The following is a 24,259-nucleotide window of genomic DNA, read 5'->3' as shown; positions in this document are numbered from 1 at the left end:
CTGTGCGGGTCAGCCGCGGGGCAGGACCGTGGCGAGGACCGAGGGCAGGGGGTACCAGTCCGCGGAGGTGATCGAGGCGTGGTGGCCCGCCATCAGCGCCACCCGGTCGCGGGCCTGGGCCTCCGTGGGGTGGACCGCGTCGATCGCCGGGGAGACGTTCTGGGCGTCCGTGGCGATCAGGAGGTAGTGGTTGCGGTCGTACCAGGCGGTGTCGATCGTGCCCGAGGCGTAGGCGGACGCGTCGCCGTCGAAGACGACGAACCAGGGGCGCAGGGCCGGGTCCGCGTAGCGGCTCCGGGGGTCGCCCGCCTCGGCGCGGTGGACCGCCGGGAAGGCGGCGGCCGTGGAGAGGTGGTCGCGCAGGTACTCGGCGTACTCGCGGTCCGTCCAGAGCCTGTCCGCGCTGTTGCCCTCCTCCAGGGTGCCCGGGATCAGCTCGACCAGGAACTTGCCCGCCATCTGCACCCGGGTCGGCCAGGCGTCGGCGCGGGCCGCCGTATCCAGGTCGGGGTAGCCGGCGGCCAGCCGGCCGGGGGTGTAGAGGGCGTCGCCCAGCTTCGAGGTGAGGAGGGAGTCGAGCGCGGCCGGGCCCCGGCCCAGGTTCGCGGCGAAACCGTCCTTGAGCTCCAGCTTGAGGACGACCGGGCGGTGGCCGGGGTGGGCGTCGTGCCAGCTGCGGATGTCGGAGAGGCAGCCCGCAAGGTTCTGGTCGCGGGACTTCGTGCGCAGCTGGGCGGGGGTGGCGGCGTTCTCGCAGTTGTTGTCGTTGCCGAAGGGGTTGTCGTGGGAGACGCGCCAGGAGCTGCCGAAGAAGTTGGTCCAGACGTCCAGCTCCAGCATGGCCGCGCCCGAGTCCAGGGCGTCCGCGAGGTAGGGGTACTTGGCCTTCTCGTAGGCGTTGTGGACTCCCACGCCGGTGGACGCGGAGTACCGGAGGTCGCCGGTCGCGGAGGCGCCCGTGGGGGCGGAGGCTGCCGGGGTGGCGGATACGGCGACGGTCGCGAGGGCAGCGGTCAGCAGTGCGGCTGCCGCGCGCAGGCGGGTGCGGATGGACATGGGTGTGCGGCTCCCCTGGGTTACCGAGTGGTAAGGCGCCTGGAGCGTAGGGGAGTTGGGTGAAGAGGGGAAGGACTGGGGATGGCGGGCCGGGGACGGGCCGTGAGGAGGGTTGTGAGGAGGGGCACATTCCGGCCGGGAACCCCTGGGGGCGGCCGGCCGTTCCGGGGTGTTGACGGGTGATCCTCGGCGGCGGGAGTGGCGCGATGACGGGCAGGGCCGTACGGGTCTGCGTGCTGGCGGGCGTGTGCTGCGCCCTGGTGGCCGCCGGGGTGGCCTTCGGCATGGGCCGGATGGGGACCGTCGCCCGCGGGGACGGTGAGCAGGGGCGGTACGTGCAGGACGCCGCGCTCGCCGACGAGTCCGCCGCCGCGGCGCTGGAGAAGCTGACCGAGGGGGCCCCGGAGGCCCAGCCGCCGGTACGGGGCTTCGCGGACGGCGACTGGAAGGCGTCCGAGCCGCTGGAGGCCCGGGAGGTGCCGGCCGAGCCCGCCGTCGGAGCGCTGTTCTCGCCCGGCCTGGACTGGGACGACGACCACCACTGCTCGGGGAGCGTGGTGCACTCCGCCGCCGGGGACCTCGTCGTCACCGCGGCGCACTGCGTGTACGCGGGCGGGTTCCGCAACAACCTGGCCTTCGTGCCCGGGTACGAGGAGGGCAAGGCGCCCTACGGGGTGTGGGTGCCCACGCGGATCGACGTGGACCCGCGGTGGGTGCGCGACTCCGACCCGGACGTCGACGTGGCCTTCATACGGGTGCGCCGCGCCGGGCACCCGGGGCAGCGGCTGGAGGACGTCACGGGGGCGCACCCCGTCCGCTTCGGCCAGCAACTGCCGGTGCCGGCCCGGCTGGTGGGGTACCCGAACGACACCGAGCGGCCGCTGGGCTGCGCGAACACTGCCGTGGCCGACGGGCCCGCGCAGCTGCGGTTCGACTGCGCGGACGTCCCCAACGGCACCAGCGGCGGTCCCGTCCTCAGCGCCGGGAACGCTCTGATCGGGGTCATCGGCGGGCGGGACGGGGGCGGGGACGAGACCACCTCGTTCAGCAGCTACTTCGGGGACGACATACGGGCCCTGTACGAGCGGGCCGTGCGCGACTGAGGACCGCGCGGCCGCCGGCCCTGCCCTGCTACCGGGTGTGGTGCGGCGGGTAGGGCGGGGCGTCGGGGGCGGTGGGCAGGCGCCACTTCGACAGGACGCGCAGCATCGTGCCGGGGGCGAGGAGGGTGTTCGGCGGGGCGGACAGGGACAGGACGCCGAAGAAGGGGGCCGAGATGGCCGGGTCGGAGTTCGCGCCGGCCATGACGCGGGACATGTAGCGCTGGAGGACCCGGGTCGCGCGGTCGGGCGGCGGGCCCTCGGTCCAGGGGTAGCGGAGGTCCTCGCTGGTGGCGATCTGCCAGGCAACCGCGGAGGCCGCCGCCGTACGCCGCTGGAGGGTGGGGCACTCGGCGGGGATCCGCCGGGCCGGCAGGCCGGCCAGGGCCTCGCCGAGGGCGTGCGCGGCGGTGGCGGCCACGGTCATGCCGTGCCCGTACACGGGGTTGAAGCGGCAGGCGGCGTCACCGATGACGAGGAGGCCGTCGGGCCAGCGGTCCAGCCGCTCGTAGTGGCGCCACTCGTTGGCGGTGGCGCGGAAGCCGGCGGGTTCGGTGAGCGGTTCGGCGTCGCGGACGGCCTCGTAGAGGGCGGGGCTGCGCAGGGTGCGGGTGAACTCCAGGAACTCGGGGTCCTTCGTCGGCGGGGCGTGCTCGCCGTTGCCGACGAGGGTGGCCAGCCAGCGGCCGTCCTCCAGCGGGACGAGCACTCCGCCGCGCGGGAGGTCGGTGCGGCCCTGGACGTACATCCCGCGCCAGCGCCGGGCCGCCGGCCCGGCGGCCGGAGCTTCGGGGAGGGCGTAGAGGCGGCTGGAGTAGCCGAGGTGGGAGTCGTACCGGGTGACCTCGGGGGCCGGGTGGCCGAGGGCGGCGAGCCAGGCGGGGGTCCGGGAGGTGCGGCCGGTGGCGTCGACCACCAGGCGGGCGGCCAGCGGGGCGCGGTCGCGCAGGGTGACGCCGGTGACGGAGCGGCCGTCCGGGCCGGCGACGAGCCCGGTCACGAGCCGGCCGCCCAGCACCTCGATGCGGCGGTCCCGGCGCACGGCCCGGCACAGCGTCCAGTCGAGCAGCTCGCGGCTGCCGACCAGCATCCTGGCTCCGGGGACGGGCTGGAACCAGTCGGCCGGGCTGAGCCAGAGGAAGTCGCGCGGGGATTCGAGGAGTGCGGCGCCGGCGCCGGTCAGCTCGGCCGTGATCCCGGGGAGCAGCCGCTCCATGGCCTCGATGCCGCGCGACCACAGGACGTGCGCGTGCCGGGACTGCGGCACGCCGGGGCGGAACGCGGGGCCGTGCTCGGGGAGTTCGTCCCGTTCGAGGACGGTCACGCGGGCGAAGTGCTCCGCGAGGACCCGCGCCGTCAGCAGCCCGGCGAGCCCGGCCCCGAGGACCACGGCGTGGCCGCCGCCGTCGTCTCCGTCGTCCTGGGGGTGGTCGGGGCCGCGGGCCGGGCCGGCCGCGCGGGGGCGTACGTGGGCGTCGTCCGAGCCTGCTGGGTGGTTGTCCGGAGTGTCGTCCATCTTCCGAGTGTGGGGCGGCGCGGGTACCCGGGGCAGGTTCCGCCCGGGGCGGACGGGGGCGTGCCGGGGGCGGACGGGGGCATGCCGGTGCGCAGCACCCGCAGGGGCGTTCGGCGGGGCATGCCGCCGCGGCGGGCGGGGCCGGCTGCGCGAGGGACCCTCACGGGCGGTGGCAGGGCGTGCCGACGGCCGACGGGGCGACGGCGCGAGGGGCCCGCCCAGGCGGTGGTGCGGCATGCCGCCGCGGCGGGCGGGGCCGGCTGCGCGAGGGACCCTCACGGGCGGTGGCAGGGCGTGCCTTCGCGGTGGTCGCGTCCGTGGGGCGGCGGGGGCGTCGGTGCTGGTCACCCTGGCAGGGGGGCCGTGGCCGCGCCCCAGTAAGCTGCGGGTCCGTCCCGCGCATTCGCCCTCTCCCCCTGCCGAGGTACCGCAGTGAGCTCCGCAGCACCCCCCATGGCCGTGGCCGTCGTCGGTCTCGGCGCCGACGGCTGGGCCGGGCTCACCGACACCGCCCGGGGCGCGCTGGCCGGCGCCGAGGTGCTGATCGGCGGGCCCCGGCAGCTGGACCTCCTCCCGGCCGGCGAGTGCGCCGGGCTGCGGGTGGCGTGGCCGAGCCCGCTGCGGCCCGCCGTGCCGAAGCTGATGGCCGAGCACGCCGGGCGCCGGATCGCGGTACTGGCAAGCGGGGACCCGATGTTCTACGGGATCGGCCGCGCGCTCTGCGAGGAGCTGGGCCCCGACGCGCTCCGCGTCCACCCGCACCCCTCCTCCGTCTCCTACGCCTGCGCCCGCCTGGGCTGGCCGGTGGAGGACACCGAGGTCGTGACCGTCGTCGGCCGGCCCGTGGCCCGGGTGGCGGCCGCACTGCACGAGGGGCGGCGGCTGCTGGTGCTCAGCGCCGGAGCGGCCACCCCGGGCGAGATCGCCGCCCTCCTGCGGGAGCGGGGCTTCGGCCCCAGCCGGATGCGGGTCCTGGAACAGCTCGGCTCCGAGCGCGAGGACGTGTACGGGGGCACCGCGGACACCTGGGAGCACGGGCCCGGCGATCCCCTCAACGTGGTCGCCGTGGAGTGCCGCCGGGATCCCGGCGCGGCGGTCCCCCGGCTCGGCGCCACCCCCGGCCTGCCCGACGCCGCGTACGAGCACGACGGGCAGCTCACCAAGCGCCACGTCCGTGCCGCGACCCTCTGCGCGCTGGCCCCCGCCCCCGGCGAACTGCTGTGGGACATCGGCGGCGGCTCCGGCTCGATCGGCATCGAGTGGATGCGCACGCACCCCTCCTGCCGCGCCGTGGCCGTCGAACGCGTCCCGGAGCGGGCCGGGCGCATCACCCGCAACGCGGCGGCCCTCGGCGTCCCGGGCCTGCGCGTGGTCGTCGGCGCGGCCCCGGCGGCCCTGGAGGGACTGCCCGCCCCCGACGCCGTGTTCATCGGCGGCGGGCTCACCGCGCCGGGCCTGCTCGACGCCGCCTGGGCGGCGCTCGCGCCCGGCGGCCGGCTGGTCGTCAACACGGTGACGCTGGAGTCGGAGGCGGTCCTCGCCGGGCAGCACCGGCGCCTCGGCGGCGAACTGGTGAAGCTGTCCGTCGCGCACGCCGTGCCGGTCGGCGGCTTCACCGGCTGGCGACAGGCGATGCCCGTCACCCAGTGGTCCGTGACGAAGCCGAAGCACCAAGGAGAATGACATGACCGTGTACTTCATCGGCGCGGGCCCCGGCGCCGCCGACCTCATCACCGTACGCGGCGCCCGCACCCTCGCCGCCGCCCCGGTCTGCCTCTACGCCGGCAGCCTGGTCCCGCGCGAGCTCCTGGAGGAGTGCCCCGAGGGGGCCCGGCTGGTCGACACCTCCCGGCTGAACCTCGACGAGATCATCGCCGAGTGCGTACGGGCCCACGAGGCGGGCCTGGACGTGGCGCGGCTGCACTCGGGCGACCCCTCCATCTTCAGCGCCGTCGCCGAGCAGATGCGGCGCCTGGACGCGGCGGGCATCCCGTACGAGGTCGTCCCGGGCGTGCCGGCGTTCGCGGCGGCGGCGGCCTCCCTCAAGCGGGAGCTGACCGTGCCCACCGTCGGCCAGACCGTGATCCTGACCCGGATCGCCCAGCAGGCCACCCCGATGCCGCCCGGCGAGGACCTGGCCACGCTCGGCCGCAGCGGCGCCCTGCTGGTGCTGCACCTGGCCACCCGCTACGTGGACCGGGTCGTGGAGGAACTGCTGCCGCACTACGGGGCCGAGTGCCCGGTGGCGGTGGTGGCGATGGCCAGCCGCCCCGACGAGCTGATCCTGCGCGGGACGCTCGCCGACATCGCGGGACAGGTGAAGGAGGCGGGACTGGTGCGCACCGCCGTCATCGTGGTGGGGCGGACGCTGGGCGCGGAGCAGTTCCGCGACAGCCACCTCTACTCCCCCGAGCGCGACCGGCATGTCTGCTGAGCCGCCGCACACCGTACGGGAGCCCGCGCGGCACGTCCTGATCCTGGGCGGCACGACCGAGGCCCGCCGGCTGGCGGAGGCACTGGCGCGGGACCCCGCGTACGCGTCCTCGTACCGGGTGACGAACTCCCTCGCGGGCCGGGTCGGCTCGCCGGTGCTGCCGCCGGGCGAGACCCGGATCGGCGGGTTCGGCGGGGTCGAGGGGCTGGCCCGCTGGATCACCGCCCACGGGGTCACGCACGTCGTCGACGCCACGCACCCCTTCGCCGAGCGGATGAGCTTCCACGCGGCCGGGGCGGAGGTGCTCACGGGCGTGCCCGTGCTGGCGCTGCGGCGGCCGGGCTGGAGTCCGGGCCCGGGCGACGCCTGGACGTTCGCGGACGACCTGGCGGGCGCCGCCGCCGTGCTGCCGTCCCTCGGCGGGCGGGCCTTCCTGACCACCGGACGGACGGGCCTGCACGCCTTCGCGCACCTCACCGGCACCTGGTTCCTGGTGCGTTCGGTGGACCCGCCGGAGGGGCCGGTGCCGCCCCGCCTGGAGACCGTGCTGGCCCGCGGCCCGTTCGGGCTGGAGGAGGAGCGGGAGCTGATGGCCCGTCACCGCATCGACGTCCTGGTCACCAAGGACAGCGGCGGCGACGCGACGGCCCCCAAGCTCACCGCCGCCCGGGAGGCCGGGATCCCGGTGCTGGTCGTGCGCCGTCCGCCGGTACCGGAGGGTCCGGCCCGGGCGGAGTCGGTGGACGCGGCCCTGCGCTGGCTCGGGGACGGAGCGGGCCGCGCCCCTTAGGGTGGAGGAATGCGGATACGTCACCCCCTCGCCCTCGTCCTGGCCCTCGCCGCCGCGTCGGCGCTCGTCACCGGATGCGGTGGGGGCGCGGCGCCCGAGCCCCAGGGCTGGGAGCCCGACGACGCGCTCCAGCGGGCCGACGAGACCCTGGGGAAGGACGTCGCGGCCGGCGCCCGCGTGACCATGCGGGGGACGGGGTTCCTGAAGGCGGGGATGGAGAAGACCCTGGAGACCGGCGGGGAGCGCCCGTACCGCTTCGACATCGCCTGTGACAGCGAGGAGAGTTCCCGGGTCACCCTGGTGCTGTCCCGCGAAGGCGGCTCCGGGGACCGGTCGTTCGACGTGTCGTGCACCGCCGGGGAGGTGACCCGGCTGAACCTCCCGGCGGGGTCGGCGCTCAACGCGCACATCGACCCCGCCCTGGAGGACTCGCCGCCGGCCGGGGTGGTGTCGTGGCAGCTGCTCACGCTCGACCCGGCGACGGTCCACGGCTGCCCGGACGCTCTGACGGGCTGCCCGGGCTGAGCGGGGGCGGCGGCCTGTCCCGCGCCCCGGACGGAACGACGGTCCGGCCGTGGCCCGGTCCGGGGGATCCCGGTCCGGCCGCGGCCCGGTCCGGGGGATCCCGGTCCGGGCCACGGCACCACCGTCACGGATAGCGGCGCGGCGTCCACGTCACCCGCGACCCGTCGGGCCGCTCGGTCACCTGCGTCTGCGAGGAGCCGATCAGCAGGATCGTCCGCATGTCCACCTCGGACGGCTCCAGTTCGGCCAGCGTGACGATCCGCACCGACTGCTCCGGGCCGCCCACGTCCCGGGCCACGACCACCGGCGTCTGCGGCGCGCGCAGCTCCAGCAGCAGTTCCCGTGCCTGGGCCACCTGCCAGGTCCGGCTGCGCGAGCCCGGGTTGTACAGGGCGAGCACCAGATCGGCGGCGGCGGCCGCGCGCAGCCGCTCCGCGATGACCTCCCACGGCTTGAGCCGGTCGGAGAGCGAGAGGGTGGCGTAGTCGTGGCCCAGCGGGGCCCCGGCCGCGGCGGCCGCCGCGTTGGCCGCCGTCACGCCCGGCAGCACCCGTACGGGCACGTCCGCGTAGGGGGCCTGGCCGGCCACCTCCAAGACCGCCGTGGCCATGGCGAAGACCCCGGGGTCGCCGCCGGACACCACCGCGACCCGCTTGCCGCGCCGGGCGAGGTCGAGGGCGAACTCGGCCCGCTCGGACTCCACCTTGTTGTCGGAGCCGTGCCGCACCTGGCCCGGCTTGACCGGCACCCGGTCCAGGTAGGTGGTGTACCCGACCAGTACCTCGGCGTCGGCCAGCGCCCGCTTCGTCTCGGGGGTCAGCCACAGCGGCCCGGCCGGGCCGGTGCCGACGACGACGACCTCGCCGGGCCCGGACGGCGCGCTGCCCGGGTTGCCGATGCGGCTGGGCACGACGGCGACGGCGAAGTACGGGACGCTGTCGGGGTCGGTGTCCGCGAGGACCCCGGTCCGCTCGCCCTCCATCGTGGCGCGCTCGACGTAACGGGCCTCCGCCAGCCGGCCGCTGCCCTCCATCGCCCGCCGCACGGCGGGGAAGGTACGGCCGAGCTTCATGACGACGGCCGAATCGGTGGCGGCGAGGCGGGCGGTGAGCTCCTCCTCGGGCAGGGTGCCGGGCAGGATCGTCAGCACCTCCTCGCCCTCGACCAGCGGGGTGCCGAGGCGGGCGGCGGCGGCGCTCACCGAGGTGACGCCGGGGACGACCTCCGCCTCGTAGCGGTCGGCGAGCCGCTTGTGCATGTGCATGTACGAGCCGTAGAAGAGCGGGTCGCCCTCCGCGAGCACGGCGACGGTCCGGCCGGCGTCCAGGTGCGCGGCCAGGCGGGCGGCGGAGGCCTCGTAGAACTCCTCCATCGCGCCCTGGTAGCCGCCGGGGTGGTCGGTGGTCTCGGTGGTGACCGGGTAGACCAGCGGCTCCTCGACGTGGTCGGCGCGCAGGTGCTTCGCGGCGATCGAGCGGGCGATGGAACGGCCGTGGCGGGCGCTGTGGTAGGCGACGACGTCCGCTTGCGCTATCACCTCGACGGCCCGCAGGGTCATCAACGACGGGTCGCCGGGCCCGAGCCCGACCCCGTACAGCTTGCCCTTCGCCGTGTTGTGGTCCGTGCCGCTCATTCTTCCTCGCTCGCGATCGCGTTGACCGCGGCGGCCGCGATGGCGCTGCCGCCGCGCCGGCCGCGCACGATCAGGTGGTCGAGGCCCGAGGGGTGGGCGGCGAGGGCGTCCTTGGACTCGGCGGCGCCGATGAAGCCCACGGGCACGCCGATGACGGCGGCGGGGCGCGGGGCGCCCTCCTCGATCATCTCCAGCAGCCGGAACAGCGCGGTCGGGGCGTTGCCGACGGCGATGACGGAGTTCTCCAACAGGCCCCGGTCACGCCAGACTTCGAGGGCTGCGGCGCTGCGGGTGGTGCCCATCTTCGCGGCGAGCGCGGGCACGGCCGGGTCGGAGAGGGTGCAGATCACCTCGTTGCCGGCGGGCAGCCGCTTGCGGGTGACGCCGCTGGCGACCATCTGCACGTCGCACAGGACCGGCGCGCCGGCGTGCAGCGCGGCGCGGGCGCGCAGGACGACCTCGGGGGTGTAGCCGAGGTCCTGGGGGAGGTCGGTCATGCCGCAGGCGTGAATCATGCGCACCGCGACCTGGGCGACCGAGGCGGGCAGCCCGGAGAGGTCCGCCTCGGCGCGGATCGTGGCAAAGGACTGGCGGTAGATCGCGGCGCCGTCCTTCTCGTACTCGAACACGGTGTACTCGCTCATTTCTTCACTGCGGCTTCGGTTGTGGTGGGGGTGGTGCGTGCGGCCGTGAGGGCGGCCGCCAGGTCTGCGTGCGGGACGGGCCGCCCGTCGAGTTCGTAGCCGTCGGGGGTGGCGACGAGGTCCGCCCAGGCGGTGCCGCGCGGATGCCCGCACCGGCGGGCGCAGCCCGACCAGTGCACGGGCAGTTCCCCGGCGGCCTTCTGTTCCCTTACGACGGCACGCGCGTCGGCGCGTACGTCCGCGAGGGACTTGGCGCAACCGGGCTTGCCCGTACAGGCGGTGACGGTCCGCCAGGGGCTTTCGGGCCGGACGACGAGGCCGGCCGCCTCGATGCGTGCGGCGCCGTCGGCGTCCGCGCGCGGGAGGACGAGGCTGCGCCACGGGGTGACGCGCAGCTCGCCGCCGTCGGTGGCCTCGGCCAGGACCCGCCACTGCGCGGTGCCGACCCGCCCGAGCGGGGGCAGCACGCACAGCCCGGCCGCGCCCACGCGCCCGGGCCGGGGCGGCTCGGCGTACGGCCAGGCCACCTCGGGCACGTGCCGGGCGGCGATCCCTGCGTCGGCTAGGCGCCGCACGAACTCCCGCTCGTCCAAGGCGTGTTCGGGGGGCAACTCGGCAACACGCCAGGCCCGGGTCCCGGCGGTACCGACGACATCGAGGAAGTACTCGGCGGCACACAGAGCGGCACGTGCGGCATCGACGGCCGCGACCTCGACGGCACCACGCCCGGCTCCGAGCCGTACGAGGGCCCGCCGCCCACCGCCGCTACCGACCCCGGCCTCCGCCCCGGCCCCGGAACCGCCAGATCCGCCGGCCCCCTTCGGGCCACCGGGGCCGTCGGGGCCACCGCGGCCGTCAAGGCCACCGCCATCGCGGCTATTGAGGCCTTCGCAGCCACCGAAGCCGTCAAGGCCACCACGGCCGTCGAGGCCATCGAAGCCACCGCGGCCACCGCCATCGCGGCCTTCGCGGCCTTCGCGGCCTTCGCAGCCATCGAATCCGTCGAGGCCACCACGGCCCTCGGGGCCATTGAGCCTGCCGTGGGGGCCGTTGAGCCTGTCGCGGCCACCGCGGCCGTCAGGGCCACCGGGGCTGTTGAGCCCGACGCGGCCACCGCGGCCACCGCGGCCACCGCGGCCGTCGCCGCCACCGCGGCCGTCGCGGCCACCGAATCCGTCAAGGCTGTCGAGGCCATCGGAACCCCTGGGACCGACAGGACCCGCAGGGACCGCCGCGCCGTCCGGATCCGTGGAACTTCCCGGGCCGCGGGCGGCCTCGGGACCGCGTGCCAGCACGGTCACATCGGGGTCGAGGGCGGCCACGTCCCCCCGCCCGTCGTCGAGGGCGAACAGGAACCGGCCGGACAGCTCCGCCGCCCGGGCGCTGGCGCACAGCAGCCGGTCGAGTTCCCGGACCCAGCCCACGACTTGGGGCCCGGCCACCGGGGTGGCCACGATGTTGCGCACCCGCTCATGGCTGGGCGCGGGCAGCAGCCCGGCTCCGTCCAGGAGCTCCGCGAGCCCGCCGCCGCAGCCTTCGGCGAGACCGCGCAGCTGGACGTTGCCGCGGGAGGTGAGCTCCAGGTGCCCATCGCCGAACCGGTCGGCGGCGTCTCCGAGGGCGACGGCCTGCCGCGTGGTGAGCAGCCCGCCGGGGATCCGGACGCGCGCGAGGTAGCCGTCGTCGGCGGCGTGCAGCCGCAGCGCGCCGGGACAGGCGTCACCGCGGTCACGTATGACGGGTTCGTCCCGCGATGCGGCGGAAGGTGGCTGGGGCGGCATGGCCGCGAGCATACCCACGATTCCCCACTGCCGACCTGTGTCCGTCGCCACCCCGACCAGGGGATCCGCCGTGAGCGTCCGGACCCCGCCGGGCGGAATCCGGCCTCGCCGGCGTCCGAGACGCGGGGTCCGGGGCGGAGCCCCTGGGGGCACCTCCCAGCGGTAGCTGGCGGAGAGACGGCGAAAGGGCGGGGCGGGGAGACGGCTCCGCGCAGCGGCCCCCGCACCCCGCCCGGCGTTTGCGACGCAGCCCCGAGGGCAGAGCCCCCACGGCACACCGCACCGCACCGCACCGCACCCCACCACACCCCACCCGCCCGCGAGACCGACCCACCCCACCGGCCCAGCCCACCGACCCACCCCACCGGGCCACCCCACCTCCCGGCCAGGGAAAAGGCCACCTAAGATGACCTTCCGGCGGACCACTCGGCCCGTCATCGCCGAGGACGGCGACATGGGAGGAAGCCCGGTGCGATTCCGGCGCGGTCCCGCCACTGTGAGCCCCGCGGAGCGATCCGCCGGGTGAGTCAGGAACTCCCGCTGTCCTCACTGCCCGGGGCGCGGAAACCCCGAGGAAGGCCTGCCGCCGCATGATCCTGCTGCTGTCGACGTCCGACACCGATCTGCTCAGCGCCCGCGCCGCGAACACCGCCGGCGGCCCCGTGCCGTACCGGTTCGCGAACCCCTCCCGCCTCCCCCTCGACGACCTCCCCGGCCTCCTCGACGGCGCCGAGCTGGTCGTCGTACGCCTCCTCGGCGGCCTGCGCGCCTGGCAGGAGGGCCTCGACGTGCTCCTCGCCCCCGGCCAGACCCGCCCCGTGGTGGTCCTGACCGGCGAACAGGCCCCGGACGCCCAGCTGATGGAGGCCTCCACGGTCCCGATCGGCATCGCCGCCGAGGCGCACGGCTACCTCGCGCACGGCGGCCCGGCCAACCTCGGCCAGCTGGCCCGCTTCCTCTCCGACACGGTCCTGCTCACCGGCCACGGCTTCGAGCCCCCGGCCGCCTCCCCCACCTGGGGCCCCCTGGAGCGCCCCGCCACGGAGGCGACCGGCCCCCAGGTCGCGGTGCTCTACTACCGCGCCCACCAGATGAGCGGCAACACCGCCTTCGTCCACGCCCTGTGCGACGCCATCGAGGCCAAGGGCGGCCGCCCGCTCCCCCTGTACGTCTCCTCCCTGCGCACGCCCGAGCCGGAACTCCTCCAGGCCCTGTCCGGCGCGGACGCGGTCATCACCACCGTCCTCGCCGCCGGCGGCACCCGCCCCGCCACCGCCTCGGCGGGCGGGGACGACGAGTCCTGGGACGCGGGCGCCCTGGCCGGTCTCGGCGTGCCGATCCTCCAGGCCCTGTGCCTGACGGGCTCGCGCGGCAACTGGGAGGAGAACGACGAGGGCCTGTCCCCGCTCGACGCCGCCACCCAGGTCGCCGTGCCCGAGTTCGACGGCCGGCTGATCACCGTCCCGTTCTCCTTCAAGGAGATCGACGAGGACGGCCTGCCCGCCTACGTCGCCGACGCCGAACGCGCCGCCCGCGTGGCCGGCATCGCCGTCCGCCACGCCCGCCTGCGGCACATCGCCGCCGCCGACAAGAAGATCGCGCTGGTCCTCTCCGCGTACCCCACCAAGCACTCCCGCATCGGCAACGCGGTCGGCCTGGACACCCCGGCCAGCGCGGTGGAACTCCTGCGCACCCTCATCTCGGCCGGTTACGACTTCGGCCCCGCCGCCGACATCCCGGGCCTGGTCTCCGGCGACGGCGACGAGCTGATCCGCGCCCTGATCGAGGCCGGCGGCCACGACCAGGACTGGCTCACCGAGGAGCAGCTGGCCCGCAACCCGGTCCGCATCCCGGCGGCCGACTACAAGCGCTGGTTCGCCGAGCTGCCCGCGGACCTCCGCGAGAGCGTCGAGGAGCACTGGGGCGAAGCCCCCGGCAACATGTTCGTGGACCGCTCCTCGAACCCGGACGGCGACATCGTCCTCGCCGCCCTGCGCCGTGGGAACCTCCTCATCCTCATCCAGCCGCCGCGCGGCTTCGGCGAGAACCCGATCGCGATCTACCACGACCCGGACCTGCCGCCCTCGCACCACTACCTGGCCGCCTACCGCTGGATCCAGGCATCGGCCGCCGACGGCGGCTTCGGCGCCGACGCCATGATCCACCTGGGCAAGCACGGCAACCTCGAATGGCTGCCCGGCAAGAACGCGGGCCTGTCCGCCTCCTGCTCCCCGGACGCGGCCCTCGGCGACCTCCCCCTCGTCTACCCCTTCCTGGTCAACGACCCGGGCGAGGGCACCCAGGCCAAGCGCCGGGTGCACGCCACCCTGGTCGACCACCTGGTCCCGCCGATGGCGCGCGCCGAGTCGTACGGCGACATCGCCCGCCTCGAACAGCACCTGGACGAGTACGCCCAGATCAGCTCCATGGACCCGTCCAAGCTCCCGGCGATCCGCGCACAGATCTGGACCCTGATCCAGGCGGCGAAGCTCGACCACGACCTCGGCCTGGACGAACGCCCCGACGACGACGGCTTCGACGACTTCCTCCTCCACGTCGACGGCTGGCTGTGCGAGGTCAAGGACGCCCAGATCCGCGACGGCCTGCACGTCCTGGGCGGCGCCCCGACCGGTGAGGCCCGCGTCAACCTGATCCTGTCCATCCTGCGCGCCCGCCAGATCTGGGGCGGCACCTCCGCCCTGCCCGGCCTGCGCGAGGCCCTCGGCCTCGACGAGTCGGCGGCCACCCGCACCGCGGCGGACACCGTCGAGGAGACGGCCCGCGCCCTGGTCCAGGCGATGGAGGACGCGAACTGGTCCCCCGAGGCGGTAGCCACCATCTCGGCCGGCCACCCTCAGGCGGTCTCCGACATCCTCACCTTCGCGGCGAACGAGGTGGCCCCCCGCCTGGCCGGCACCACGGCCGAGATCACGAACGTCCTCACCGCCCTGGACGGCGGCTTCGTCCCGGCCGGCCCCTCCGGCTCCCCCCTCCGCGGCCTGGTCAACGTCCTCCCGACGGGCCGCAACTTCTACTCGGTCGACCCGAAGGCCGTCCCCTCCCGCCTCGCGTGGGAGACGGGCCAGGCCCTGGCCGACTCCCTCCTGGCCCGCTACCGCGCGGACCACGCCGACGAGTGGCCGGCCTCGGTCGGCCTGTCCCTCTGGGGCACGAGCGCGATGCGCACGGCGGGCGACGACGTGGCCGAAGCCCTCGCCCTCCTGGGCATCCGCCCGGTCTGGGACGAGGCCTCCCGCCGCGTCACGGGCATCGAAGCGATCCCCCTGTCGGAACTCGCCCGCCCCCGAATCGACGTCACCCTCCGCATCTCGGGCTTCTTCCGCGACGCGTTCCCGCACGTCATCGGCCTCCTGGACGACGCGGTCCGCCTGGCGGCCTCCCTGGACGAACCGCACGCCGAGAACTTCATCCGCGCCCACGCCCAGGCCGACCTCGCCGCCCACGGCGACGAACGCAAGGCCACCACCCGCATCTTCGGCTCCCGCCCGGGCACCTACGGCGCGGGCATCCTCCAGCTGATCGACTCCCGCGACTGGCGCACCGACGCCGACCTCGCGGAGGTCTACACGGTCTGGGGCGGCTACGCCTACGGCCGCGGCCTCGAAGGCCGCCCGGCCCGCACCGAGATGGAGACGGCGTACAAGCGCATCACGGTCGCCGCAAAAAACACGGACACCCGAGAGCACGACATCGCCGACTCGGACGACTACTTCCAGTACCACGGCGGCATGGTGGCCACGGTCCGCGCCCTGCGCGGCACGGCCCCCGAGGCCTACATCGGCGACTCCACCCGCCCGGAAACGGTCAAGACCCGCACTCTCGTCGAAGAAACCAGCCGCGTCTTCCGCGCCCGCGTGGTCAACCCCAAGTGGATCGAGGCGATGCGCCGCCACGGCTACAAGGGCGCCTTCGAACTCGCGGCGACGGTCGACTACCTCTTCGGCTACGACGCCACAACGGGCGTGGTCGCAGACTGGATGTACGACAAGCTGACGGAAACCTACGTCCTGGACCCCGAGAACCGCGCCTTCCTGGAGGAGGCCAACCCCTGGGCCCTCCACGGCATCGCGGAACGCCTCCTGGAAGCCGAATCCCGCGGCATGTGGGAAAAGCCGGACCCCCAGATCCTGGAATCCCTCCGCCAGGTCTACCTGGACACGGAAGGCAACCTGGAGGGCGACTCCGACTAACCCCCCGCCGGGCCCCCGCGCCGGGGAACGGGGGCCGTGTCACCTGAAGCGGTGAAATGCGCCTTGTCCGGGGTCCCGGCGGGGTAGGGCAGTGCTGATCTCGTGCGGGGGCCGGGTCGGCCGGGCCCCGTGGCCGGACGAAAGGCGTGCCCCCTCGTGACGCAGCAGCCGTTTCAACTGCCGGAGTTCTACGTGCCGTACCCGGCGCGGCTGAACCCCCACCTGGAGGAGGCCAGGGCCCACACCAAGACGTGGGCGCGGGGGCTCGGGATGCTGGAGGGGTCCGGGGTGTGGGACGAGGCGGACCTCGACTCGCACGACTACGCGCTGCTCTGCTCGTACACGCACCCCGACTGCGACGGCGAGGCGCTGTCCCTGGTCACCGACTGGTACGTGTGGGTGTTCTTCTTCGACGACCACTTCCTGGAAATGTACAAGCGTTCCCAGGACCGCGACGGCGCCAAGGCCTACCTCGACCGGCTCGCCGCCTTCATGCCGATGGACCTGGCGGAAGGTTTCCCCGAGGCGACCAATCCCGTCGAGGCCGGGCTCGCCGACCTGTGGGCGCGTACCGTCCCGGCCATGACGGCGGACTGGCGGGAGCGGTTCTCCCTGTCCACCAGGAACCTGCTCGACGAGTCGATGTGGGAGCTCGCCAACATCGGCATCGGGCGCGTCGCGAACCCCCTCGAGTACATCGAGATGCGGCGGAAGGTGGGCGGGGCGCCCTGGTCGGCCGGGCTGGTGGAGTACGTGGCCGCCGAGGTGCCGGCGCGCGTGGCGCACTCGCGGCCGCTGGCCGTGCTGCGGGACTCCTTCTCCGACGCCGTGCACGTCAGGAACGACATCTTCTCCTACCAGCGCGAAGTCACCGACGAGGGCGAGCTGTCGAACGCCGTCCTGGTGCTGGAGACCTTCCTCGGGTGCTCCACCCAGGAGGCCGCAGAGATCTCCAACGACCTGATCACCTCACGCCTCCAGCAGTTCGAGCAGACCGCCCTCGCCGAACTCCCCCGCCTCTTCGCCGACCACGCCCTCACCCCGCCCGAGGTCGCGGCCGTCCTCGCCTACGTCAAGGGCCTGCAGGACTGGCAGTCCGGGGGGCACGAGTGGCACATGGTCTCCGGCCGCTACATGAACGAGGGGGCCAGGCCCACCGCCCGGCTGTCGCTGCCGTTCCTGCCGCGCGGGCTCGGGACCAGCGCGTTCGACCTCGGGTCCGTCTTCACCCGCCGGTCGGTGGAGATGCGCCGCCGCTCCTTCTCCTTCACCCCCTTCGAGCACACCGGCCCGTCCGTGATCCCCGACATCCACCTGCCCTACCGGCTGTCCCTCAGCCCGCACCTGGAGTACGCGCGCGAAGGGGCGCTGGACTGGGCGCGGCGCATGGGGATGCTGGAGCCGCAGCCGGGCGACCCCGGTTCGGTCATCTGGGACGAACAGAAGCTGAACGGTTACGAATTCGCCCTCTGCTCCGCCGGTATCGACCCCGACGCCGGCCCCGATGCGCTGCTCCTCAACGCGTGCTGGCTGACGTGGGGCACGTACGCGGACGACTACTACCCCCTGGTGTTCGGGCAGGCCGGTGACATCGCGGCCGCCAAGGCCGCCACCGCCCGGCTGATCGAGATGATGCCGCTGGACGGCGCCGCACCGGTGGTGGCACCGGTCATCGTGATGGAGCGTTCCCTTGCCGACCTGTGGGTGCGCACGAGCCGGGACATGGCCCCGGACGTCCGCGCCGAGTTCAGGAGCACGGTGGTGGAGATGCTGAAGAGCTGGGTGTGGGAGGTGGAGAACCAAGCCCATCGCCGGATCCCCGACCCCGTGGACTATGCCGAGATGCGCCGCCACACCTTCGGCTCGCAGCTGACGATGTACATGTGCCGGCTCGGCCACGAGGGGCGGGGCATCCCCGCCGCGATCTACCGGTCGAGCACCATCCGTTCGCTGGAGAACGCGGCGGCGGACATCGCCTGCATCATGAACGACATCTTCTCCTACCAGAAGGAGGTGGAGTTCGAGGGGGAGATGCACAACCACCTGGTCGTCACCCGCAACTTCTTCGGCATCGGATATCCGCAGGCCCTGCACATCTGCCACTCCCTCATGACGCAGCGCACCGAGGAGTTCCAGCACATCATCGACGACCGGTTGCCGCGGCTGTACGACGACTGGAGGCTGGACGCCGCCGGCCGGGCCGGTCTCGACGCCTACGTGGGCGAGCTCCAGGACTGGCTTGCGGGGATCCTCAACTGGCACCTGAAGACGCACCGTTATGGTGAGGACGATCTGCGCCGGCAGGGCGGCGGGCTGTCCAGCGCCGTCCTGAACAGCGGCTTCGGCATGGCGGCGGCGCGGATCGGGCTGCCCGCCTGAGCCGGGCAGCGGCGGGGGCGGTCCGCTCGCCCGCCCCCGCCGCCATGCCCGGCACGGCTCCCCTTCGTCGCCCCGTCCGGGCCCGCCTTGAGCCGGAACCGTCCGGCGTTCGCGGGCACCCGCGGGTCGGCCAGGTCCAGGACGAGTTCCACCGGCGCCGCCCACGAGCGCGCGGTCAGCGCCTGCCCGACGTCGGCCAGGCGCAGCCAGAGCGCCGGGTACTGGGCGGTGACCCTGACCTGGTCGCGGTCGGCGGCGAAGGACAGCAGGGGGTCGTCCGCCGGGCGGCCCCAGGCGCGGACGGTTCCGGTGAGGTCGAGGGAGGCCAGGTAGGTCCACAGGGCGGCCGCCACGGCCGGGGTGGCGGCCTCCAGTTCGTCCACGCGGACCAGGCGGGGCGTGCGGGCGGTGCCGTCGTCGGACTCTTGTTTGGTGCGGTAGAGGACGTAGCCCTCCGCCGGCTCCCCGGGCGCGCCGAGGACGAGGATCCGGGGCGGTCCCAACTCCTCGTCCTCCTCGTCCTGTTCGCAGAGCCATTCCTCGGTCCACCGGGCGGGGCTGCGGCTGGGGCGGCCGGCCCGGGTGCGGCGGGCGGCCTCGTGGCGGGGGCCGATGACGGCGAGGGCGTCGGCGGGGTCGACCAGTCGCAGGGGGCGCGGGTCGGGGGAGATGCGCAGGGCGAGCGGCCGGCTGGAGTCGATCTCGATGGTAAGGCCCTGGGTGGCGGGGCCGTAGCCGAAGCGGCCGTAGATGGCGGCTTCGGAGGCCCACAGGCACACGAGCGGGCTGCCGGCGGCCCGGGCGCGGCGCAGTTGTTCGTCCATGAGGGCGGTGAGGACGCCGCGGCGCCGGTGGGTGGGGGCGACGGAGACGAAGGTGAGTCCCGGGCAGGCGAGTTCGGTGCCGGGGACGGTGAGCCGGAAGGGGTGTGCCGCCATGAAGCCGACGAGGGTGTCCCCGTCGTAGGCGCCGAGGCGGTCGCAGCGGCTCAGCAGGGCGTGGTGGCGGGCGCGCCCTTCCGGCTCGGGCCGGTCGTGGAAGACCAGGTAGGCGTGCTCCTGGGCGCGGGCGATGCCGTCCTCGGGTACCTCGCGGATGTCCACCATGATCAGGAGACTAAACGGTCATCGCGGACGGCTCGCACCATAGTGGCTTGATCTGTGCGAACTCAGGATCAGGAGGCGCGCAGGGAGCCGGTGGTCTTGCCCCCGGGTTCGCTGAGATAGCAGATGAGGTCGCGGTCCCCGGCTTTCCAGTTGTCGGCGGACGGACCGAAGAAGTACTCCGTCAACGTGGCCGAGAGTTTCGCGTCGGTGCCCACGTAGTCGGAAAGCGTCTTGCCGCCGCACTTCTCGCGGGCGAGGGGCAGGAGCGCGCTCTCGCCGGGATAGGGTCCGTCCGGCAAGGCGATGACGGCGTACGCCTCGGACTGGTGCGGCTGGTCGCAGGGCACGATGTCGACCGACAAGGGCCCTTGGGTCACCTTGTCACGCTGGTAGTCCTTCGGGGCGGTGCTGGCGTTGAAGCAGTCCCCCACCTCGATGTCGCCCGGATCCCCGGCGGCCGTGGCAGCGAAGGCCGGGCCGGGGCCGGAGAGCGCGAGGAACAGCGTGAGGGCCAGGGCCGCGCCGTGGGGGGCACGGGAGCGCGGTGATCGGGGCAGTCTGGACATACGCGCGGCTCTCCTTGCAGGGGGCGCGAGACGCGACGGGTGTTCCCCCTTCCCACGCTACTCCCGGGTGGCCGCCGGGGCCTGCCGGGCGCCGGGGCCGCTCCAGTCCGCCGGGACGCGGCCGAGGCGGACCCGCTGGGGGTGGTCGCCGACGGGGACGGAGACCCGCTTGGCGCCGGTGGCGAAGTCGATGGCGGTGACCCGGTCGGCGCCGCTCTCGGAGATGACGCAGCCCTTGCCGTCGCCGTCGACGGTGGCCCAGTAGGGCTTGTCGGCGGGGACCAGGGGGCCTTCGGCGAGGGTGGCGCGGTCCACGACGGTGGCGTAGTCGTCCATGGTGCCGGCGACGCAGAGCTTGCTGCCGTCGGGGCTCATGGACAGGCCGTGGTGGCGGGAGTCGTTGACCCAGGTGGTGCGGTCGCGGCTGGTGGCGGGGTTCTCGGGGAGGGTCTTGACCCGGGTGATCCGGTCGCCGGCGACGTCGTACTCCACGAGGCCGTTGAAGAAGGAGACCTGGAAGTAGAGCGTGGACTCGTCGGGGGTGAAGACCATGGGGCGGACGGCGTCGGAGAGGTCCTGGCGGCCGAAGGCGTCGAGGCGTTCGCGCATGTCGACGGTCCGGACGGTGCGGAAGGTCTGCGCGTCGACGACGGTGAGCTTGCGGTCGCCCTTCGTCCAGTCCAGCCAGGGCGCGTCGAGGGCGGAGGTCACGTCCCCGATGGAGCTGTTCCACAGGAGGCGGCCGCCCTGGGTGTAGGTGTTCTCGTGCGGCTTGTCGCCGGTGGCGAAGGAGCCGACCTGGCGGCCGGTGGCGATGTCGAGGACGTGCACGGTGTTGGCGGTGGAGGCGGAGACGGCCACCCGGGTGCCGTCGGGCGAGACGGCCATGTGGTCGGAGCGGTAACCGGCGACGGGGAAGCGCCAGTTGATGCGGCCCGAGCGCAGGTCGACGGAGACCACGTCGGCGAAGCTGGGGCGCGAGACGACCACCGCGGTGCCGTCGGGGGTGGTGTACATGTCGTCGGCGAACTGGTCGTGGCCCTCGCCGGCGGTGGCCCGGATGCCCAGGAAGAAGCCGAGCTTCACGGGGTTGAGGTAGATCTCCCGGAGCCTTTCCTCCTTGTCGGGGATCACGTTGATCCTGCCGACGCGGGCGAGGTCGCCGGTGGAGGCGAGGACGTCGGCGGTGCCCTCCCAGTTGTTGCCGACGAAGAGCACCTCCCGCAGCCCGGGTTCCGTGGCGGGCGCCGCCTGGGGGGACGCGGCGGCGGCCGGGCCCAGCGCGGCCGCGAGGCCCGCCAGTGCCAGGGCGCAGGCCAGGCGGAGGGTGCGTGAAGGGGTGCGACCGTACCGGGACATCCGCTCAACTCCGTTGCGAAGAAGCTCCGTTACCGGCCGGTAAAATAGGCTGGACGCGCAGAAGGCGCAACCCTCGGGAGGCTGCGCCTTCGGTCGTGCCGGTGGTCCGCCGGCTCAGGCGACGGAGCCGATGCGGGAGACCACGGTGTGCGAGGAGTCCCGGTGGATCGGGATGTGCGCACCGGTCAGGGCCGCTCCGCTGCCGCCGCGGCGGTTGGCGACGATCTCGGCGGCGATGGACAGCGCGGTCTCCTCCGGGGAGCGGGCGCCCAGGTCCAGGCCGATCGGGGAGCGCAGGCGGGCCAGTTCGAGCTCGGTCACGCCGACCTCGCGCAGCCGCTTGTTGCGGTCCTCGTGCGTGCGGCGGGAGCCCATGGCGCCGACGTAGGCGACGGGCAGCCTGAGGGCCAGTTCGAGGAGCGGGACGTCGAACTTGGCGTCGTGGGTCAGGACGCACAGGACGGTGCGGCCGTCGACGGCACCGGACTGGGCCTGGGCCTCCAGGTAGCGGTGCGGCCAGTCGACCACGACCTCGTCCGCCTCGGGGAAGCGCTTCTTCGTGGCGAACACGGGCCGGGCGTCGCACAGCGTGACGTGGTAGCCGAGGAACTTGCCGATCCGCACCAGGGCGGAGGCGAAGTCGATGGCCCCGAAGACGATCATCCGCGGGGGCGGGACGCTGGACTCGACGAGCACCTTGAGGGGCTCTCCGCAGAGCCTGCCGTCGGCGCCGATCTCCAGGACGCCGGTCTTGCCGGCGTCCAGCATGGCGCGGGCCTCTTCGGCGATGGTCCGGTCGAGCTCGGGGTGGCCGCCGAAGCCGCCTTCGAAGGAGCCGTCGCCGAGGACGACCAGGGCGCGGCCCATCAGCTCGGCCGGGCCGTCGGCTATCCGGGCGAGGGCCGCCGCCTCGCCGTTCGAGGCGGCGCGCAGGGCGGTGGCCAGGGCCTCGCGCCGGGGGGAGCCGACGGGGACCGGGGTGACCAGGATGTCGATGATGCCGCCGCAGGTCAGGCCCACGGCGAAGGCGTCGTCGTCGCTGTAGCCGAAGCGCTCCTGGACGGTCTCGCCGTCCTCGAGCGACTGCCGGCACAGCTCGTAGACGGCCCCCTCCACGCAGCCGCCGGAAACCGAGCCGATGGCCGTGCCCTCGCTGTCGACGGCGAGGGCGGCTCCGGGCTGCCGGGGCGCGCTGCCGCCGACCGCCACCACGGTGGCGACGGCGAAGTCACGTCCCTGCTCGACCCACCGGTTCAGTTCTTCGGCGATGTCCAGCATGTGCGGCCTCCTCGGAGAGGTTCGGTTTCCAGTATGGGTTGCGTGAAGGGTGGTGACCCGGCCGGCACCGGGCCGCGGGGGCCCGGTGCCGGCCGGGTCGGTACCGATCTTCGCCGGACTACTTCACGCCGAGCCACGCCTCGATGGGGTGGAGCGCGAAGAAGATCAGGAAGACGACGGTGAGCGCCCACATGAAGGCACCGATCTCGCGGGCCTTGCCCTGCGCGACCTTGATGGCCACGTAGGAGAGCACACCGGCGGCGACACCGGGGGTGATCGAGTACGTGAACGGCATGATCACGACGGTCAGGAAGACCGGGATCGCGGTCGCGGCGTCGGCCCAGTCCACGTGGCGGGCGTTCTGCATCATCATCGCGCCGATGACGACCAGGGCCGCGGAGGCGACCTCACCCGGGACGATCTGCGTGATCGGGGTGAAGAAGAGGCAGGCGGCGAAGAGCAGACCGCTGACGGCGGAGGCGAGACCCGTGCGGGCGCCCTCGCCGACGCCGGTGGCGGACTCGACGAAGACCGTCTGGCCGGAGCCGCCGGCGATGCCGCCGATGGCGCCACCGGCACCGTCGATGAACAGCGCCTTGGACAGGCCCGGCATGCGGCCCTGGTCGTCGGCCAGCTTGGCCTCGGTGCCGACGCCGATGATGGTGGCCATGGCGTCGAAGAAGCCGGCGAGCACGAGGGTGAAGACGATCATGCCGACGGTCATGACACCGACGTCGCCCCAGCCGCCGAACTCGACCTTGCCGAAGAGCGAGAAGTCGGGCATCGAGATGGCGGAGCCGTCGAGGACCGGCGGGCCGTTCTTCCAGGCCTTCGGGTCGATGTCCACGACGGCGTTGACGATGGCCGCGAGGACGGTGCCGCCGACGATGCCGATCAGGATGGCGCCCGGGACCTTGCGGGCCTGGAGCATGAAGATCGCCAGCAGGGTGAGGCAGAAGATCAGGACGGGCCAGCCGGCGAGCTCGCCGACCGAACCGAGCTGGACGGGGGGACCGAACTCGGGGCCCTTGCCGACGAAGCCGGCCTTCACGAGACCGATCAGGGCGACGAACATGCCGATGCCCATGGTGATCGCGTGCTTGAGCGCGAGCGGGATCGCGTTCATGATCATCTCCCGGAGGCCGGTGACGACCAGGAGACAGATCACGACGCCGTACATGACGCACATGCCCATGGCCTGCGGCCAGGTCATCTGCGGGGCGACCTGCGAGGACAGGACGCCGGAGACGGACAGACCCGCGGCCAGGACCAGCGGGACCTTGCCGATGAAGCCCATCAGGAGGGTGGTCGCGGCCGCGGCGAAGGCGGTGGCCGTGATCAGGGCCTTCTGGCTCATCGTGTCGCCGGCGACGTCCTTGCCGGAGAGGATCAGCGGGTTGAGCAGGAGGATGTACGCCATGGCCATGAAGGTCGTGACGCCGCCACGAATCTCGGTGCCGACGGTCGACCCTCTATGGGTGATGTGAAAGTAACGGTCGAGCCAAGAACGCCCGGCGGGGTTCAGAGAGCCGTCGCCGGCCTCTTCCGCGGTGGTCTTGGGCTCCACAGACGACTGGGTCATGGTGCCTGACTCCCAAGGTTCAAAGGGGCACCCGCATAAAGATTGGAGACGCGGGATTTGGGAAATTGCGTTGGCTGCACGACCCGGGGTGACGGCCCGAGGCGACGCGAAAGTGCACTGCGTGTACTGCGGGTAGTGCGGGGTGACCGCTGGTACTACGGGGGGGTTTCGCAGGGGTGCTGCGGGTGAAGCTGACCGCGAGCGGTGCGGTTACTTCGGTGCTCCGGGCGGTGCGGGCGGCAAGTGTGACGTTCCCGTGTCCGCACCGCCCGGAGAGTCCAGGGGGTCCGGGGGCCTCT

17 protein-coding genes, 1 pseudogene and 1 riboswitch are annotated in these 24,259 nt (G+C 73.9%); of the genes and pseudogenes, 7 read left to right on the top strand and 11 right to left on the bottom strand.

All coding sequences use genetic code 11. From position 1 onward, the window contains the following. Positions 1 to 9 precede the first annotated feature (9 nt). Positions 10 to 1,056 (bottom strand): phosphatidylinositol-specific phospholipase C domain-containing protein, encoded by a 1,047-nt coding sequence (locus tag B4U46_RS27765; protein WP_079430374.1) that lies wholly within the window; start codon positions 1,054 to 1,056, stop codon positions 10 to 12. Between the two features lie 206 nt (positions 1,057 to 1,262). Here B4U46_RS27765 and B4U46_RS27760 point away from each other — a divergent pair, with 206 nt between their 5' ends. Next, positions 1,263 to 2,159, top strand: coding sequence for a trypsin-like serine peptidase (locus B4U46_RS27760; protein ID WP_079430373.1), 897 nt, complete (start codon positions 1,263 to 1,265; stop codon positions 2,157 to 2,159). Positions 2,160 to 2,187: 28 nt separating this feature from the next. Here B4U46_RS27760 and B4U46_RS27755 read toward each other — a convergent pair whose 3' ends face one another. Beyond that, positions 2,188 to 3,672, bottom strand: coding sequence for an NAD(P)/FAD-dependent oxidoreductase (locus tag B4U46_RS27755; protein WP_185117158.1), 1,485 nt, complete (start codon positions 3,670 to 3,672; stop codon positions 2,188 to 2,190). 453 nt (positions 3,673 to 4,125) lie between these two features. Between B4U46_RS27755 and cbiE the strand changes: the two genes are divergently transcribed. From cbiE to B4U46_RS27735, 4 genes are read left to right on the top strand one after another with little or no spacing between them, the layout of a single operon-like run. Further along, a complete protein-coding gene (gene cbiE / locus B4U46_RS27750) occupies positions 4,126 to 5,355 on the top strand; it encodes a precorrin-6y C5,15-methyltransferase (decarboxylating) subunit CbiE (RefSeq protein ID WP_079430372.1) in 1,230 nt (409 codons plus the stop codon). 1 nt (position 5,356) lies between these two features. Then, positions 5,357 to 6,106: a precorrin-4 C(11)-methyltransferase gene (gene cobM / locus B4U46_RS27745; protein WP_079430371.1), complete on the top strand. Its 750-nt coding sequence runs from the start codon at positions 5,357 to 5,359 to the stop codon at positions 6,104 to 6,106. Continuing rightward, a complete protein-coding gene (locus B4U46_RS27740) occupies positions 6,096 to 6,896 on the top strand; it encodes a cobalt-precorrin-6A reductase (RefSeq protein WP_079430370.1) in 801 nt (266 codons plus the stop codon). Before cobM ends, B4U46_RS27740 begins: the two co-directional genes overlap by 11 nt. Before the next feature lie 9 nt (positions 6,897 to 6,905). Further along, a complete protein-coding gene (locus tag B4U46_RS27735; protein ID WP_079430369.1) occupies positions 6,906 to 7,421 on the top strand; it encodes a hypothetical protein in 516 nt (171 codons plus the stop codon). 124 nt (positions 7,422 to 7,545) lie between these two features. Here the strand turns inward: B4U46_RS27735 and B4U46_RS27730 are convergent, their stop codons facing one another. From B4U46_RS27730 to B4U46_RS40395, 4 genes and pseudogenes are all read right to left on the bottom strand, one after another. Further along, entirely contained in the window at positions 7,546 to 9,054 is a 1,509-nt protein-coding gene (locus B4U46_RS27730; RefSeq protein ID WP_079430368.1) for a precorrin-2 C(20)-methyltransferase, read from the bottom strand. Then, positions 9,051 to 9,698, bottom strand: coding sequence for a precorrin-8X methylmutase (locus B4U46_RS27725; RefSeq protein WP_079430367.1), 648 nt, complete (start codon positions 9,696 to 9,698; stop codon positions 9,051 to 9,053). Before B4U46_RS27725 ends, B4U46_RS27730 begins: the two co-directional genes overlap by 4 nt. Further along, the gene (locus B4U46_RS40705) at positions 9,695 to 10,993 is read right to left on the bottom strand and encodes a hypothetical protein (RefSeq protein WP_398908196.1); all 1,299 of its coding nucleotides are present in this window, start codon (positions 10,991 to 10,993) and stop codon (positions 9,695 to 9,697) included. The genes B4U46_RS27725 and B4U46_RS40705 overlap by 4 nt, the downstream gene beginning before the upstream one ends. Further along, positions 10,973 to 11,491: pseudogene (locus B4U46_RS40395) on the bottom strand (cobalamin biosynthesis protein CobG); the annotation flags it as partial. The gene B4U46_RS40705 and the pseudogene B4U46_RS40395, both read right to left, overlap by 21 nt. Positions 11,492 to 11,879: 388 nt before the next feature. After that, a riboswitch (cobalamin riboswitch) is annotated at positions 11,880 to 12,037 on the top strand. 32 nt (positions 12,038 to 12,069) lie between these two features. Between B4U46_RS40395 and cobN the strand changes: the two are divergent. Together cobN and B4U46_RS27710 are read left to right on the top strand one after the other, a co-directional pair. Next, the gene (gene cobN, locus B4U46_RS27715) at positions 12,070 to 15,690 is read left to right on the top strand and encodes a cobaltochelatase subunit CobN (RefSeq protein ID WP_079430365.1); all 3,621 of its coding nucleotides are present in this window, start codon (positions 12,070 to 12,072) and stop codon (positions 15,688 to 15,690) included. A 156-nt stretch (positions 15,691 to 15,846) separates the two neighbouring features. Continuing rightward, entirely contained in the window at positions 15,847 to 18,069 is a 2,223-nt protein-coding gene (locus B4U46_RS27710; RefSeq protein ID WP_079430364.1) for a terpene synthase family protein, read from the top strand. Here B4U46_RS27710 and B4U46_RS27705 read toward each other — a convergent pair. The 5 genes from B4U46_RS27705 to B4U46_RS27685 form a co-directional block, all read right to left on the bottom strand. After that, the gene (locus B4U46_RS27705) at positions 17,967 to 19,175 is read right to left on the bottom strand and encodes a GNAT family N-acetyltransferase (RefSeq protein WP_079430363.1); all 1,209 of its coding nucleotides are present in this window, start codon (positions 19,173 to 19,175) and stop codon (positions 17,967 to 17,969) included. The genes B4U46_RS27710 and B4U46_RS27705 overlap by 103 nt on opposite strands. A 68-nt stretch (positions 19,176 to 19,243) precedes the next feature. After that, positions 19,244 to 19,741 carry a septum formation family protein gene (locus B4U46_RS27700; RefSeq protein ID WP_079430362.1) on the bottom strand — a complete coding sequence of 166 codons (498 nt, stop codon included), beginning with the start codon at positions 19,739 to 19,741 and terminating at the stop codon, positions 19,244 to 19,246. Between the two features lie 57 nt (positions 19,742 to 19,798). Further along, positions 19,799 to 21,100 (bottom strand): YncE family protein, encoded by a 1,302-nt coding sequence (locus B4U46_RS27695; protein ID WP_079430361.1) that lies wholly within the window; start codon positions 21,098 to 21,100, stop codon positions 19,799 to 19,801. Positions 21,101 to 21,214: 114 nt separating this feature from the next. Beyond that, positions 21,215 to 22,378 (bottom strand): XdhC family protein, encoded by a 1,164-nt coding sequence (locus tag B4U46_RS27690; protein WP_079430360.1) that lies wholly within the window; start codon positions 22,376 to 22,378, stop codon positions 21,215 to 21,217. 118 nt (positions 22,379 to 22,496) lie between these two features. Further along, complete coding sequence (locus B4U46_RS27685) at positions 22,497 to 23,960, bottom strand: NCS2 family permease (RefSeq protein ID WP_079430359.1); 1,464 nt, start codon at positions 23,958 to 23,960, stop codon at positions 22,497 to 22,499. Positions 23,961 to 24,259: the final 299 nt, after the last annotated feature.

Source organism: Streptomyces katrae, assembly GCF_002028425.1.
Lineage (GTDB): Bacteria > Actinomycetota > Actinomycetes > Streptomycetales > Streptomycetaceae > Streptomyces > Streptomyces katrae_A.
Note: the sequence above shows the minus strand (reverse complement) of the source record. Positions and strands in the feature narration are given on the sequence as shown.